Below are 13,013 nucleotides of genomic sequence, written 5' to 3'. Positions count from 1 at the left end.
CGCAGCCGTCCGTCATGCCGACTGCGCGGCCGGGGGCTCGTCCAGAAGCCACGGCAGAGCCGCCCGGTCGCTTGCGCCCAGGCGGGTGTAGGCGCTGTACAGGTGGTTTCCTACCGTGCGGATGGACAGGGTGAGGCGGTCTGCGATCTGGCGGTTGCTCAGGCCGGCCGCCGCCAGGGTGACGATCTGGCGTTGGCGGGCGGTGAGTTCGCCCAGGGTCAGCGCGGACAGGGCCGGGGTTCGGGCGCCCTGGCAGCGGCGGGCCAGGGTCATTGCTCGGGAGCGGGACCTGCGCGCCGCGCGTGGGTCGCGGTGCACCGGAACGGCCTGGGCGTGGGCCTCGGCGGCGAAGAGCAACAGGCCCCGGCGCTCCAGGAGTTCGGCGGCGCGGTCCAGGGCGGGGCCGTCCTGGCGGACCAGTGCGTCGGCGTGCCGGGCCAGGGGTTCCGCCTCCTCGGAGGGTAGTTGGGCCAGTCGGTCCACCACCAGGTGCGGGGCCCCTAGGCGTACGGCGTCGTACAGGACGTACGCCTCCCCCTCGTCCCTGCCCTCGGGGGCCGTGGCCGACCGCAGTGCGCCTGCGGTGTCGCCGTGTGCCGCGCGCAGCCATGTGGTCGCCCGGCCGGAGGGGGCCTCGTCCGCCGTCGCGACCTCGTTCAACTGGGCTGCCGCCAGCGCCAGTTCCGTACGGCAGGACGGGTCGTCCGGGGTGCCGCGCAGGCCCTCCCGGGCCCAGGACAGAGCCTCGCGCAGCTCTCCGCGCAGTCGGGCGAAGCGGGACCGGACGGTCGCGTAGGAGGCGGGGACCGCCCTTTCAGCCGCCAGCCAGTCTCCTACCGGGCCCGCCGGGTCCTGGACGTCCGTGCGCTCGATCCGGGCGGACAGCTGCGCGCGCTCGGCGTTCAGGGCCGCCATGCACTCTGCCGGGGTGCGGGAGAGGCGCCTCGCGCGGAGTTGGCCGGCGCCCGCGCGGAGCGCGGGGCCGTGCAGGGGGTGGGCCAGGCGGACCTCCTCGGACAGGGCGTCCACGTGGATCAGGCCGTCGGTTTCGAGGCTCTCCAGGGTCCGTAGGTCCAGGTCGGCCAGGGCCAGCGGGAGTGGTTCGCTGAACGCCAGGCGTTCCAGGGTGTGCCGTTCCTCGGTGGAGGCGCGGTTCAGGGCATGGTCCGTCCGTTCGCGTACCGCAGGCGTCACCGGTACCGGGCCCCGCCACATCAACTCGTCGGAGGTCAGGGTCAGTTCGCCGCTCTCGCGTACCGCCCCGATCAGGTCGCGCAGCAGGCGCAGGTCGCCCTGGCAGAGGTGGTGAAGGCGGCGCGCGGTGAGCGGCTCGACCGGGGCTCCGGCGCCTGCCGCGATCAGCTGTGCGGTCTCCTCGCGGGGCAGGGGCTTCAGGGCCAGACGTGGCAGCACCTCGCCCGTCCAGAGGCGGGACACCGCGCCCGGTGCCGAGGTGCCGTCCGTCGCCACCACCAACAGGCGGGTGCGGCCGTGCACCGCGAGCTGGTGGACCAGGGCGGCCGAGGAGTCGTCCAGCAGATGGGCGTCGTCGACCAGCAAGGTCCGTACGCCGGAGAGGAGTTGGACCGCGCGGTGCAGGGTGACCTCCTCCGGGAGGAGGTGGGCGAACGCGGCGAAGGGGATGCTCCGGGTCTCGGGCGTGCCGCTCACCTTGGCGCAGTCGGTGCCCCGGACCGCCTCCGTGACGAGACGGGTCTTGCCGTGTCCGGCCGGACCCGTCACCACGACGCCGTGCCGTTCCGCCGCCAAGGACCGGCGGAGCAGCTCCAGTTCGTCGTCCCGGCCGGTGAACGGCCAGGGCAGTTCCAGGGTCTTCGCGTCCCGTTCGAAAGTCATCACGTTGAACAAGAGCCGGGCTACTCAGCTTTGATACAGGCCGACTTGAGTAGCCCCCGACTCAGGCGCCCGAGCACCTGTGAGCCGCAACCTGTTCCCCATGAACGCACGGTTCTGCTCACTCCCGCAGCAGCCGGCCCCCACGTTCGCCCCGGGGCTGCCGGCCGAGCGGCTCAGCGCGCTCCTCTCCGGGCGCCTGATGTGGGTGAACGGCACCGTGCTCCACTACTACTTCTTCGACCGGGACAGCGACGGCTCGGTCATCCCCCTGCCGGGGACCGGGGAGACCCGGTGGGAGTCATGGGTCGGCGCCGAGGCACAGCGCGATGTCGTCCGTGACTGCTTCCGGGAATGGCTCGACCTGGGGATCGGGCTGTCCTTCGTGGAAGTGCGCGACCGATCGGAGGCCGAACTGCGCATCGGATTCCAGACCGGTGACGGTTCGTACTCCACGGTCGGGCGGGACGCACTGTCGGTGGGCCTGGGGCGGCGCACGATGAACTTCGGGTGGGACCTGACCGCGCCGGGGGAACGCGCGACGGCCCTGCACGAGATCGGGCACGCCCTGGGCCTGCTGCACGAGCACCAGAACCCCTTCGCCGGCATCCACTGGGACGACGAGGCGGTGTACGACGACCTGGCGGGGCCGCCGAACTTCTGGGGCCGCGACAAGACGTACTTCAACATTCTGCGCAAGCTCGACCCGGACGAGGTCAACGGCTCCGTCTGGGACCCGCTGTCGATCATGGAGTACCCGTTCTCGGCGGGGCTGATCCTGGAGCCGGAGCAGTTCCGGTCCGGGGTCGTGCCTCCGGGGACGCTCTCCCCGGCCGACAAGGAGTTCGTACTCCGCTGGTATCCGCCGACGGGCACGGGCAGGCCGGCCGAACTGGTGCCGTTCCGGTCCGCGCCCCTGCACCTCGGCGCGGGCGAGCAGGCCGACTTCGGTATCGCGCCGCCGGAGACCCGCGACTACACCGTGGGCACCTTCGGGGAGAGCGACACGGTCGCCGCGGTCTTCGAGGAGATCGACGGCGAGCCCCGTTACCTGTCCGCCGAGGACGACGGCGGCACTCCGCACAACGCCCATGTCAGGGTCCGGCTCGTCAAGGGCCGTCACTACTTCGTCCGCGTCAGGCTCTACTCCACGTGGGGATCGGGGGAGACGGCCGTCATGTGCTGGTGATGCTGGGGGCAGAGACCAGCACATGACGGCCGACGCGGACGAACCAAACCACCTTCGGGCTCCCGGGGGAGCGGTCGAGCACGTCACCTTCTGGGGGAGGGTGACGTGCTCGACCACGCCATGCTCTAGGACGCCGCCCGCTCCCCCACCGGCTCGGCGTCGGGGTGCGCAAGGCCGAGGTGGTCGCGGAGGGTGGTTCCCTCGTACTCCGTACGGAAGACGCCCCGCTCCTGGAGGAGGGGAACGACGGTGTCGGCGAAGGTGTCCAGGCCCCCCGGGGTGATGTGGGGCGCGAGGATGAAGCCGTCGCTCGCGTCGGCCTGGACGAAGTCGTTGATGGTGGCGGCGACGGTGGCCGGGGTGCCGACGAAGTTCTGGCGGTTGCCGGTCTCGATGACCAGGTCGCGGATGGACCAGTTGTTGGCCTCCGCGCGCTCCCGCCACTCGCGGGCGGTGGCCAGCGGGTCGCGGTACATCCGCACCTGGGCCCGGCCACGGGCGACGGTGTGTTCGCCGAGGTCGGGGTCGATGTCGGGGAGCGGGCCGTCCGGGTCGTACGCGGACAGGTCACGGTTCCACACGAACTCCAGGTGCTTGATGGCCGTGGCGCCGCTCACCTGCTGGCGGCGCACCTCGTGGGCGAGTTCCTCCGCCTCGGCGTCCGTGTCGCCGAGGACGAAGGTGGCGGCGGGCAGGATCAGCAACTGGTCGGAGCGGCGGCCGTACTTGGCGAGGCGCCCCTTGACGTCCGTGTAGAACTCCTGGCCCTCCTTGAGGGTGGCGTACCGGCTGAAGATCGCGTCGGCGGTCGACGCGGCGAACTCGCGGCCCTCGTCGGAGTCGCCGGCCTGGAAGATCACCGGGCGGCCCTGCGGGGACCGGGGCACGTTGAACTGCCCCTCGATGTCGAAGTGCTGCCCCGAGTGCACGAACGCACCGGCCTTCGCGTCCCGCAGGAAGGTGCCGGTCTCCTGGTCGGCGAGGATCTCGTCGCCCTGCCAGGAGTCGAAGAGTTCACCGGCGGTCTGCAGGAACTCCTTGGCCCGGGAGTAGCGCTCGCTCTGCGGGAGGAAGCCGCCGCGCCGGAAGTTCTCGCCGGTGAAGGAGTCCCAGGAGGTGACGACGTTCCAGGCGGCGCGCCCGTCGGAGAGGTGGTCGAGGCTGGCGAACTGGCGGGCCACCTCGTAGGGCTCGTTGAAGGTGGAGTTGATGGTGCCGGTCAGGCCGAGGTGCTCGGTGACGGCGGCGAGCGCGGTGAGGACGGTGAAGGTGTCGGGCCTGCCGACGACGTCCAAGTCGTAGATCTTTCCGCCCTGTTCGCGAAGCCGCAGCCCTTCGGCGAGGAACAGGAAGTCGAACTTGGCGCGTTCGGCGGTCTGCGCGAAGTGGACGAAGGAGCTGAACTCGATATGGCTGCCGGCCTTCGGGTCGCTCCACACGGTGGTGTTGTTGACGCCGGGGAAGTGCGCGGCCAGGTGGATCTGCTTCAGCGGCTTGCTCATGGTCGTACGGGTCCCTCCGGCTCAGGCGCCGACGGCGGCGGCGGCGGTAGAGGTGGCAGCGGCAGTGGTGACGTAACGGTTCGCCGGGCGGGTCAGGCCCAGTAGTCCGCGCAGGGTGTCGGCCTCGTACGCCTCCCGGAAGACTCCCCGGCGCTGGAGTTCGGGGACCAGCTTCTGGGTGATCGCCGGGAGGTCGTGCCCGGCGACGGCGGGCCGCAGCCGGAAGCCGGTCAGCCCGGCCGACGCCAACTCCTGGAGCAGATCGGCGAGTTGTGCGGGCGTACCGGCGAAGATCCGGGCGTCGCTGGCGTATTCGTACCCGGCGAGGGTGTCGAGCCGCTCCCGGCGGGCCGTGGCGGCGGCCGATGTGTCGTCAAGGAAGACGACCAAGTCACCGAAGACGTGCAGGAGTTCACCGGCACGCCCGGCCGCCGCCTGCTCGCCGCGGATCTCCTCGACGATGACGCGGGCCTGGCCGCTGTCGAACGGCGTGACGTATCCGACGTCGGCCGAGCGGGCCACCAGCCGGTACGGGACGGTCGCGTGGGCCAGCGCCGTGACGACCGGCTGGCCCTGCGGCGGGCGGGGGGTGATCGACGGTCCCTTGACGCTGAAGTGCGGGCCCTCGAAGTCGATGTAGTGCAGCTTCTCGCGGTCGACGAAGCGGCCGGTGGCGGCGTCGCGGATCTCCGCGTCGTCCTCCCAGCTGTCCCAGAGACGGCGCACCACCTCCACGTAGTCGGCGGCCTCGTCGAAGAGTTCGCCCACCGAATCCCAGGTGCCCGGGTCGTTCAGCGGGCCGAGCTGCGGTATCCGGCGGCGGCCGAAGTGGGCGGCCTCGTTCTGCCGGGCGGTGATCTGGACGCGCAGGCCCGCGCGGCCGGTGCTCACGTAGTCGAGGGTGGCGATCGCCTTGGAGAGGTGGAAGGGCTCGGTGTGCGTGGTGACGACCGTCGGGACGATCCCGATGTGCCGGGTGAGCGGCGCGACGCGGGCCGCGATCAGGACGGCGTCCAGCCGGCCCCGGACCTGGTCGGTGCGGCCGTCCGGATCGACGGGGTGCGAGGACTGGAGACCGAGGCCGTCCTCGATGGTCACGAAGTCGAGCAGTCCGCGCTCGGCCTCGGCGACCAGGTCGGCCCAGTAGCGGGCGGTGAGCAGCTCCCGGGGCCGGGCGACGGGTTCACGCCAGGCGGCAGGGTGCCAGCCGGCGCCGTCCAGAGCGACGGCGAGGTGCAGAGAAGAGGGTGACGAGGACACGAAAGTAGCGCCTTCCTGATCGACCGTACGAAGAGACGAGACAGCAGGTCAGGAACAACAGAGCGCGCCTGCCACACGCAACAGGTCGATGTGCCGCCGCGAGTACAGCCTCGGACGGCAGGGGATGGACTTCGGCACGATGTGCTCAACAAGCCGATCAGGCCGCGTGTTCCGCCACTTTGTGTCGGCGGGATGAAATCCGCCCGGGTTCAACCGGACCGGGTTCAGGTGGGCCGAGTTCAGGTGGGCCGAGCGGATCGGCTGGCGGCCCAGCAGCGCGCCCCAAAGGGGCGCGGGGAACTGCGCGACCAGCCCCCACCGGCCCGCAGCCAACGAACCACCTATCCAGCGGAGCTATCGGCGGAACGCGAAGCGTAAGCCGCCCAATCCAGAATCTGGACAGCCGCCCCCGCGGCCTCCAGCCCCCGGCAATCCGCATGGTGCCGCCGAGCAATGGCGTCGAGATCCAGGTGGCGACCGAAAGACGGGTGGGCGGCGAGGCGGCGGGCGTACGCCCACAGGGCCGGATGATCGGCAATCCGATGCACCGCCGCAGCGTCCAGGTGCCACCGGTGCACCGTATCGAGGCGCACCAGACTGACCCACAACTCCACATCCGCCGCAGTCAGTTGCTCACCCAGCAGATACGGATCCGCAGCGAGCCGCGCGTCCAGCGACCCCAACGTCCGCAGCAGAGACGCAAGCGCATCAACACGGTCGGCATCCTCACCGACGGCGTCCCCCGCCCGCTGCGCCGCCGCGTCGATCCCCTGCGCGCACAACCGCTCGACCGCCTCGATCTCCCCCTCCAGACCACACGGGTACAGCGCGGCGCGCCCCGCACCGAATCCCCGGGCCAGGTCGCGCAGGATGTCCGGAGTGTGCGTGCTGACGATCCGCCCCGACCAGTCGTCGCTGAGCACCGGGGCGGTCGCCGCGCCGGAGTAGCGGTGCGCGCTCGCCTCGTACAGCGGGCGCAGTGCGGAGTGTTCGCCGCCGGGGGCGTCGGGCACGGCGGGCAGTTCGGTCACGGGACAGGCCGCGTCGAGGCCGAGCAGGCTGTGGGTGACGGCGATCCGGAGACAGTCGGGGTCGGCCGGGGACAGGTGGAGGCGGTAACGGCGCGGCACGGCGTAGTGGCCGCTGCGCGCGTCCCGGCCGAGCCGGCCGCGGAAGGCCGGGGTGGGGCGGGCGGCGGAGGCGGCCAGTGGTGTGACGGTCATGAGTCTCCCCAGGGTGTGGTGCGCAGACGTACGCGCGGCGGAAGGCGTAGTCGGGCCCGTCGGTCCGGCGGCGTGGGTGACGGCCGGGCTCAGCGCAGGCGGCGGATGGCGCTGCAGACGCGCTGGAGGTCGATGTGACGGCGGGAGGTCAGCAGCGGGGTCGGCCGGGGTGTGTGAACCACCCGACTGGCCTTCGACTCCACGCGCATCACGTTTCCCTACCTTTTCACTAGGATTCCCATGGGGAGTGTCAATCGGGCCGCGTCCCACGTCAAGGGCGTCTCGCACGTCGGACGATGCCGAGGGGTCCTCGCGGTGGGCTCGTAAAGCTCGTGAAGAGAGAAACGACGACGCCTACGGCATCCGAGGACCAAGGGAGCAGGGGACGACATGAGATTCCTGGAGCGCGAGCGCGCGGCCCTCACCAAGTTGCTGCCCGGCCTCGACGAGGGGTTGCGGGCCCTGCCGTTGATGACGCTGGAGAGCCCGCAGAGTCCGGGCATCGGGCTGTTCCGGGAGTGCGGGGGCCCGGGACTGCTGGCGCCGACGGCCCTCCAGGGGCGGGGCGCCACCGCCCTCGAAGCGGTACGGGTGCAGCGGGCACTGGGCAGCCGTTCGCCCTCGCTGGCGGTGGCGACGACCATGCACCACTTCTCGATGGCCACGCTCGTCGGGCTGAGCGAGTCCGGCGGGGGCGAGGGTCTGGAGTGGATGCTCGTGCAGGGCGTCGCGACCGACAACCGGCTGATGGCGTCCGGCTTCGCGGAGGGCCGCAGCGGCACCGGCATCCTCTCCCCCGCGATGTCCGCCACGGTGACCCCCGAGGGCGTACGCATCACCGGCGTGAAACAGCCGTGCAGTCTGGCCCGCTCCATGGACCTGCTCACCGCGAGCGTGATGGTGCCGTGCGAGCACGGTGAGGGCGAGGAACTGGCCGTGGCGCTCGTGCCGGCCGAGTCGGCGGGGCTGAGCGTCAGCGGCTTCTGGTCGAGCAGCTTCCTCGCGGGCGCCGAGAGCGACCGGGTCACGCTGGACGACGTACTCGTGCCACCGGAACTGCTGGTGCGCACCGCGTCCCCGGCCGGAGCACGGCTCGACGAGGTGCAGACCGCCGGGCTGGTCTGGTTCGAGCTGCTGATGACCGGCAGCTATCTCGGCGCCGCGAGCGCCCTGGTGGAGCGGGTGCTGCGCGCCGACCGGGTGCCCGAGGCCGAACGGGTGCGGCTGCTGGTGGAGGCGGAGGGCGCGATGGCCGCCCTGGAGGGCCTGGCCCGGCGGGTGGACGAGGGCTCCCCCGACGAGTCCGCGCTCGCCGACTCGCTCTACGTCCGCTACACCGTCCAGGACACGCTCGCCCGTACCGTCCCGCGCGCGGTGGAACTGCTCGGCGGGCTCCGCTTCATGACCTCGGACGAGGTCGGCTACCTCGCCGCCTGCACCAACGGCCTCGCCCTGCACCCACCGTCGCGATCACGCATGACGGGCCCACTGGCCGCGTATCTGGCCGAGGCACCACTGACGGTCGCCTGAGCCTCTCCGCAGGAATCTCCACCCGCACGAACCTCTTTGTACGAGGCCTACAGCGCCGTACGACCCGACGCCAACCGCCACTCACCCGACCGAGGGGAAGTTCGTCATGCCCGAATCCCGCCCCAGTGACCGCTCCGCCACCCGACCCGCCACCCGGCCCACCGTGCTGCTCACCGGCGGCTCCGGAGTGCTCGGCAGAGCCCTGATCGACGAACTGCGGCCCGACTTCCGCATCGTCTGCCTGCGCCATCGCACCCCGGTGCACGAGCCCGGGGTACGGGAGTTCCGCGCCGATCTGATGGAGCCTCGACTCGGGCTGTCCGGACCCGAGTTCGCGCGCCTCGCCGCCGATGTCGACCTGGTGCTGCACTCCGCCGCCGCGACCAACTGGCAGTGGGAGCCCGACCTGATCCGGCGCGCCAATCTCGACGGCACCCGGACGATGCTCGCCCTCGCCGCCCTCGCCGACGCGCCCTTCTTCCACATGAGCACCGCCTTCGTCGCCAACCCGCTGGCCCCGGAGGAACAGGAGCGCTTCCCTGGCGCCGCCGCCTATCTCGCCTCGAAGAGGGATGCCGAGCAGGCGGTACGGGAGGCGCCGGTGCCCGGGGTGATCATGCGGCCGTCGGTGGTGATGGGCGACTCGGTGACCGGCCGGATCGCCGGGATGCAGGGGCTGACGCGGGCGCTGGGAGCCATCGTCAAGGGCCAGGTTCCGGTCATGCCGGGTGGCCAGGACTCACGGATCGACATGGTGCCGCAGGATGTCGTCGCCCGTGCGGTGGGCGACCTGATGCGCGGCGGGGTCACTGAGGGCGAGTACTGGCTGACGGCCGGTTCGGAGGTGCTGCTCCAGACCGAGGTCATCGACACCTGCCTGGAGTTCGCCGACCGCTACGGGCCCCGGCCGCATCCGCCCCGGCTGATTCCGCTGGAGTCGGTGCACCGGCTGCTGCTGCCGCTGATCGAGGGCCCCACGTTCCCGGAGTCGCTGCGCCGCCGCTTCCACACGTACGCCGAACTGCTGCTGGTCTTCCAGCGGGCGCTGCCCTTCGAGTCGTCCCTCGGTACCCCGCACTGCGGCCGGGCGGTGTCCAAGGAGGAGCTGCGCGAGGCCCTGGTACGCAATCTGGTCGCCTGGGCCGCCCGCCCCGGCGGAATGCGCGGCCGGCAACTCATCCAGCCGACGAACACCCCCGCGGCACCTCACGAGGCAGTCCAGGCAAGGGAGTTGGCGTCATGACCACCGTTCCGATCGACTCCCCGCCACAGCCGGACACGGACACGACGGCCGACAACCGCGCCCACATCACCCACCTCTACCGCGAGCATCTCTCCTCCGGCCGTGCCGTCATGGGCACCGTGCTCGGCGGCATGCTGGAGACGGCGTCCGACGGGGCGTGGATCTTCACCGACGACGGTCGCCGCTACCTCGACTTCGGCGGGTACGGGGTCTTCATCCTGGGCCACCGGCACCCCGCCGTGACGGCGGCCGTGCACTGCCAGGTGGACGCCCATCCGCTGGCCTCCCGGGTCTTCCTGGAGCCGGTCGCGGCCCGCGCCGCCGAGGCCCTGACCGCGCACACCCCGGCCGGCCTCGACCGCGTTCACTTCGTCAACTCCGGTGCGGAAGCGACCGAGGCGGGCCTGAAACTGGCCCGCGCCCATGGGCACACGGCGCTGGTGAGCATGTCCTCCGGCTACCACGGCAAGACCCTGGGCGCGCTCTCCGCCACCGCCAACGCCAAGTACCAGGAGCCGTTCCGCCCGCTGCTCCCGGACACCGACGTCGTCCCGTACGGCGATCCGGACGCCCTGGCGGCCATACTCGGCGTGCTCGGCGAGCGGGCCTGTGTGATCGTCGAGCCGGTGCAGGGCGAGGGCGGGGTACGGATTCCGCCGCCGGGTTATCTGGCGGAGGTGAGCCGGCTGTGCCGGGCGTACGGCGCCTTCCTGATCGTCGACGAGATCCAGACCGGGCTGGGGCGGCTGGGCTCGTGGTGGGGACTGGACGGTGAGGGGCAGGAGGGTGTCGAGGGCGCCGGGGAGGTCACGCCGGACGTCCTGCTCGTCGGCAAGGGACTGAGCGGCGGGGTGGTGCCCGTCGCGGCGATGGTCGCGACGGAGACGGCGTACGGGCCGTTCTCCCGCGACCCCTACCTCCACACCTCCACCTTCGCCGCGTCGCCGATCGCCTGTGCGGCGGCGCGGGCCGCGGTCGAGGCGCTGGCCCGGGAGGACGTCGTCGCCCGGGCCCGCGGGCTCGGGGAGCGGCTGCTCGAGGGCGTACGGGCGGTCTGCGCGCCGTACTTCGGCGGGCTCGTCCAAGAGGTGCGCGGGCGGGGGCTGTTGATCGGCCTGGAGTTCACCGAGGAGCGGGCCGTCGGCGAGCTGATCCTCGAACTGGTCGGCCGGGGCATCCTGGTGAACCACTCCCTCAACGCCTCCCGGGTGCTGCGCCTGACCCCGCCCGCGATCGTCGGCGACGACGAGGTACGGCTCTTTCTGACGACCCTGGCAGAGTCGCTGCACGATGTGGCGCGGCGGGTGGGCTAGGGCCTGTCCGGCGGATCAGGCCGGAGGACAGCTGCGGTGCCGAATAGGCGCAGGTGAGCGGGGCTTGGTGCGTCTGGCTGCAAGGCGGAGGACGGCGTCGACGCGTGGGGGTCCCCCCGCGCGGGCGAAGCCGAGCGTGGGGGAGTCGGGAACCACGACAACGCCGCAGACGGGCATGCCAAGCCCCGCGTCTCCGGCATGATCCGCCCGACAGGCCCTAGGGCGCCGGTCAGTGCGGCGGGCGGCGGCGGTCGAAGAGGAGGGCGGCGGCGCCGAGGGCCATCAGGCCCCGCGAGGGGGTCCAGGGCCGCTGTCCGCCCATGCCCGCCGGGGTGTGCGGTTCATGGAGCTGGAGGGCGAACTGCCGGCCCGCGGCGTCGGAGAGGAGACTGCGCAACTGCTCGGGCGCGGAGACGGCGAAGGACAGGAAGTCCATCGTGTTGCGGGCCGCCTGGTCGACGGAGAAGTACTCGCGGAGCAGAGCCATGACGATCCCCCGTGCCTCCGCCCTGAAGACCTCCGCGAGGGCGATGTCCGGTGCGAGACAGCGCACCGAACCCTCCAGGTTGGCGAAGGACTTGCCCAGCAGGGAGATCGCGGGCGCCGAGCCGATGCCCCGCTTGGTCGCCTTCTCCAGCACGGTCGTCAGGGACACCCCGAAGTTGATGTCCTCCAGGGAGGCCGTGGCGACCTTGGGCACCAGTGCGGCCATGTCGGCGGCGAACGCGGGCAGGTTGGACCACGGGGTGACGCGCCCCATGTCCGCCCAGGCCCAGGCGAGTCCGTGACCGTCGTTCTGGGCGAGGGCCATGAGCAGGGGCAGGAGTTGCAGGCTCGTACGCCGGTCGAGGCGGCCGATCATGCCCCAGTCGATGAGTGTGGCCGGTCCGCCGGGCAGGGCGAAGACGTTGCCGGCGTGCGGGTCGGCGTGGAACATGCGGTCGACGAAGTAGCCGCGGTACATGAAGCGCAGCAGGTCCTTGCCGATGTCCGTGCGCTCGCGGTCGCTGAACTGGCCGCGGTCGAGATGCCGTACGGAGGAACCGGGCGCCAGGGACTGCACCAGCACCTTGGGGGTGGCGTGGATGACCCGGGGCACCGCGAGGGTCGGATAGCGCCGGATGTGTTCGCGGGCCTCGTCCATGTTGCGGGCCTCGCCGGTGAAGTCGAGTTCCGGTTCCATGGCGTCGAAGATCGAGCCGAGCATCGCCTCCATGTCGATGACCTCGTTGAAGCGGGGTGCGGTGCGGGCGAGGATCCTGGACGCCCTGCGCATCAGGGCCATGTCCGCGCGGACCGCGTCCCGGATGCCGGGCCGCTGCACCTTCACCACCGCCGGGCGCCCGCCGGGCAGGGTGACCCGGTACACCTGGGCGAGGGAGGCCGCGCCGAGCGGTCGTACGGTGTCGATGTCGTCGAAACGGCGCTTCCAGTCCGGTCCGAGCTGGTCGCGGAGGACGGGTTCGAAGACGGCGAAGGGCTGCACGTCGACCTGGTCGTGCAGGTTCTGCAGCTCGGCGATCATCGAGGCGGGCACCATGTCGGGCCGGGTGGAGAGGATCTGTCCGAGCTTCACGTAGAACGGGCCGAGGCTTTCGAGCGCGTGCCGTACCGCCTTGGCGCGCCGGGTGCCGTCCCCACCGTCCTCGGCGTCCTCGGCGGCTTCTTCGTCGGTTCCGCGCCGGGAGCGGCGGCGGTCCCGGGCCAGTCGGCCGGCCTCTTCGGCTGCGAGACCTCCCAGCACCTTCACCACCAGCCGGAGCCGACTGCCGAGCAGGGCACTGCCCATGTGTCACGACCTTCTCTGTGTGCTGCGATTCCTGAGGGGTGCGTACGTGCGTACGCGGTACGGGAGCGGGCGATGGCCGACCGGCGGGGCGGGTCCGGCCCCGCCCCGCC

General features: G+C 71.8%; 11 protein-coding genes. 4 read left to right on the top strand and 7 right to left on the bottom strand.

Features of this window, described 5'->3' with window-relative positions:
* Window positions 1–12 precede the first annotated feature (12 nt).
* A complete protein-coding gene (locus tag ACWDR4_RS08075) occupies window positions 13–1,857 on the bottom strand; it encodes a LuxR family transcriptional regulator AbsR2 (protein ID WP_450405361.1) in 1,845 nt (614 codons plus the stop codon).
* Between the two features lie 100 nt (window positions 1,858–1,957).
* Between ACWDR4_RS08075 and absR1 the strand changes: the two genes are divergently transcribed.
* Window positions 1,958–3,043, top strand: coding sequence for a beta-glucuronidase AbsR1 (gene absR1 / locus ACWDR4_RS08070; RefSeq protein ID WP_450405358.1), 1,086 nt, complete (start codon window positions 1,958–1,960; stop codon window positions 3,041–3,043).
* Between the two features lie 125 nt (window positions 3,044–3,168).
* On the opposite strand, the gene ACWDR4_RS08065 is transcribed toward absR1, so the two are convergent.
* The 5 genes from ACWDR4_RS08065 to ACWDR4_RS08045 all read right to left on the bottom strand — a co-directional run bounded on the left by ACWDR4_RS08065 (window position 3,169) and on the right by ACWDR4_RS08045 (window position 7,237).
* Window positions 3,169–4,545, bottom strand: a complete 1,377-nt coding sequence (locus ACWDR4_RS08065; RefSeq protein WP_450405356.1) for an NtaA/DmoA family FMN-dependent monooxygenase — start codon at window positions 4,543–4,545, stop codon at window positions 3,169–3,171.
* Window positions 4,546–4,566: 21 nt separating this feature from the next.
* Window positions 4,567–5,805, bottom strand: coding sequence for an LLM class flavin-dependent oxidoreductase (locus tag ACWDR4_RS08060; protein ID WP_450405353.1), 1,239 nt, complete (start codon window positions 5,803–5,805; stop codon window positions 4,567–4,569).
* 48 nt (window positions 5,806–5,853) lie between these two features.
* The gene (locus ACWDR4_RS08055) at window positions 5,854–5,943 is read right to left on the bottom strand and encodes a putative leader peptide (RefSeq protein ID WP_450405716.1); all 90 of its coding nucleotides are present in this window, start codon (window positions 5,941–5,943) and stop codon (window positions 5,854–5,856) included.
* Window positions 5,944–6,146: 203 nt separating this feature from the next.
* A complete protein-coding gene (locus tag ACWDR4_RS08050; protein WP_450405350.1) occupies window positions 6,147–7,028 on the bottom strand; it encodes a glutathione S-transferase C-terminal domain-containing protein in 882 nt (293 codons plus the stop codon).
* Window positions 7,029–7,117: 89 nt separating this feature from the next.
* On the bottom strand, window positions 7,118–7,237 hold the full coding sequence (locus tag ACWDR4_RS08045) for a putative leader peptide (protein WP_450405348.1): 120 nt from the start codon (window positions 7,235–7,237) through the stop codon (window positions 7,118–7,120).
* A 181-nt stretch (window positions 7,238–7,418) separates the two neighbouring features.
* On the opposite strand from ACWDR4_RS08045, the gene ACWDR4_RS08040 reads away from it, so the two are divergent.
* The 3 genes from ACWDR4_RS08040 to ACWDR4_RS08030 all read left to right on the top strand — a co-directional run bounded on the left by ACWDR4_RS08040 (window position 7,419) and on the right by ACWDR4_RS08030 (window position 11,114).
* On the top strand, window positions 7,419–8,558 hold the full coding sequence (locus ACWDR4_RS08040; RefSeq protein WP_450405345.1) for an acyl-CoA dehydrogenase: 1,140 nt from the start codon (window positions 7,419–7,421) through the stop codon (window positions 8,556–8,558).
* A gap of 106 nt (window positions 8,559–8,664) precedes the next feature.
* A complete protein-coding gene (locus tag ACWDR4_RS08035) occupies window positions 8,665–9,801 on the top strand; it encodes an SDR family oxidoreductase (RefSeq protein ID WP_450405342.1) in 1,137 nt (378 codons plus the stop codon).
* Complete coding sequence (locus ACWDR4_RS08030) at window positions 9,798–11,114, top strand: aspartate aminotransferase family protein (protein ID WP_450405339.1); 1,317 nt, start codon at window positions 9,798–9,800, stop codon at window positions 11,112–11,114. The genes ACWDR4_RS08035 and ACWDR4_RS08030 overlap by 4 nt, the downstream gene beginning before the upstream one ends.
* A gap of 229 nt (window positions 11,115–11,343) precedes the next feature.
* Here the strand turns inward: ACWDR4_RS08030 and ACWDR4_RS08025 are convergent, their stop codons facing one another.
* Window positions 11,344–12,903 carry an ABC1 kinase family protein gene (locus tag ACWDR4_RS08025; protein ID WP_450405337.1) on the bottom strand — a complete coding sequence of 520 codons (1,560 nt, stop codon included), beginning with the start codon at window positions 12,901–12,903 and terminating at the stop codon, window positions 11,344–11,346.
* Between the last annotated feature and the right edge of the window lie 110 nt (window positions 12,904–13,013).

The organism is Streptomyces sp. NPDC000878 (genome assembly GCF_053599695.1).
Note: the sequence above shows the minus strand (reverse complement) of the source record. Positions and strands in the feature narration are given on the sequence as shown.

What these genes read in the sequence shown, in the direction of transcription:
- ACWDR4_RS08025 (WP_450405337.1), bottom strand. Translation starts at nt 12,903, where the DNA reads ATGGGCAGTGCCCTGCTCGGCAGTCGGCTCCGGCTGGTGGTGAAGGTG.
- ACWDR4_RS08030 (WP_450405339.1), top strand. Translation starts at nt 9,798, where the DNA reads ATGACCACCGTTCCGATCGACTCCCCGCCACAGCCGGACACGGACACG.
- ACWDR4_RS08075 (WP_450405361.1), bottom strand. Translation starts at nt 1,857, where the DNA reads ATGACTTTCGAACGGGACGCGAAGACCCTGGAACTGCCCTGGCCGTTC.
- ACWDR4_RS08065 (WP_450405356.1), bottom strand. Translation starts at nt 4,545, where the DNA reads ATGAGCAAGCCGCTGAAGCAGATCCACCTGGCCGCGCACTTCCCCGGC.
- ACWDR4_RS08045 (WP_450405348.1), bottom strand. Translation starts at nt 7,237, where the DNA reads ATGCGCGTGGAGTCGAAGGCCAGTCGGGTGGTTCACACACCCCGGCCG.
- ACWDR4_RS08040 (WP_450405345.1), top strand. Translation starts at nt 7,419, where the DNA reads ATGAGATTCCTGGAGCGCGAGCGCGCGGCCCTCACCAAGTTGCTGCCC.
- ACWDR4_RS08035 (WP_450405342.1), top strand. Translation starts at nt 8,665, where the DNA reads ATGCCCGAATCCCGCCCCAGTGACCGCTCCGCCACCCGACCCGCCACC.
- ACWDR4_RS08050 (WP_450405350.1), bottom strand. Translation starts at nt 7,028, where the DNA reads ATGACCGTCACACCACTGGCCGCCTCCGCCGCCCGCCCCACCCCGGCC.
- absR1 (WP_450405358.1), top strand. Translation starts at nt 1,958, where the DNA reads ATGAACGCACGGTTCTGCTCACTCCCGCAGCAGCCGGCCCCCACGTTC.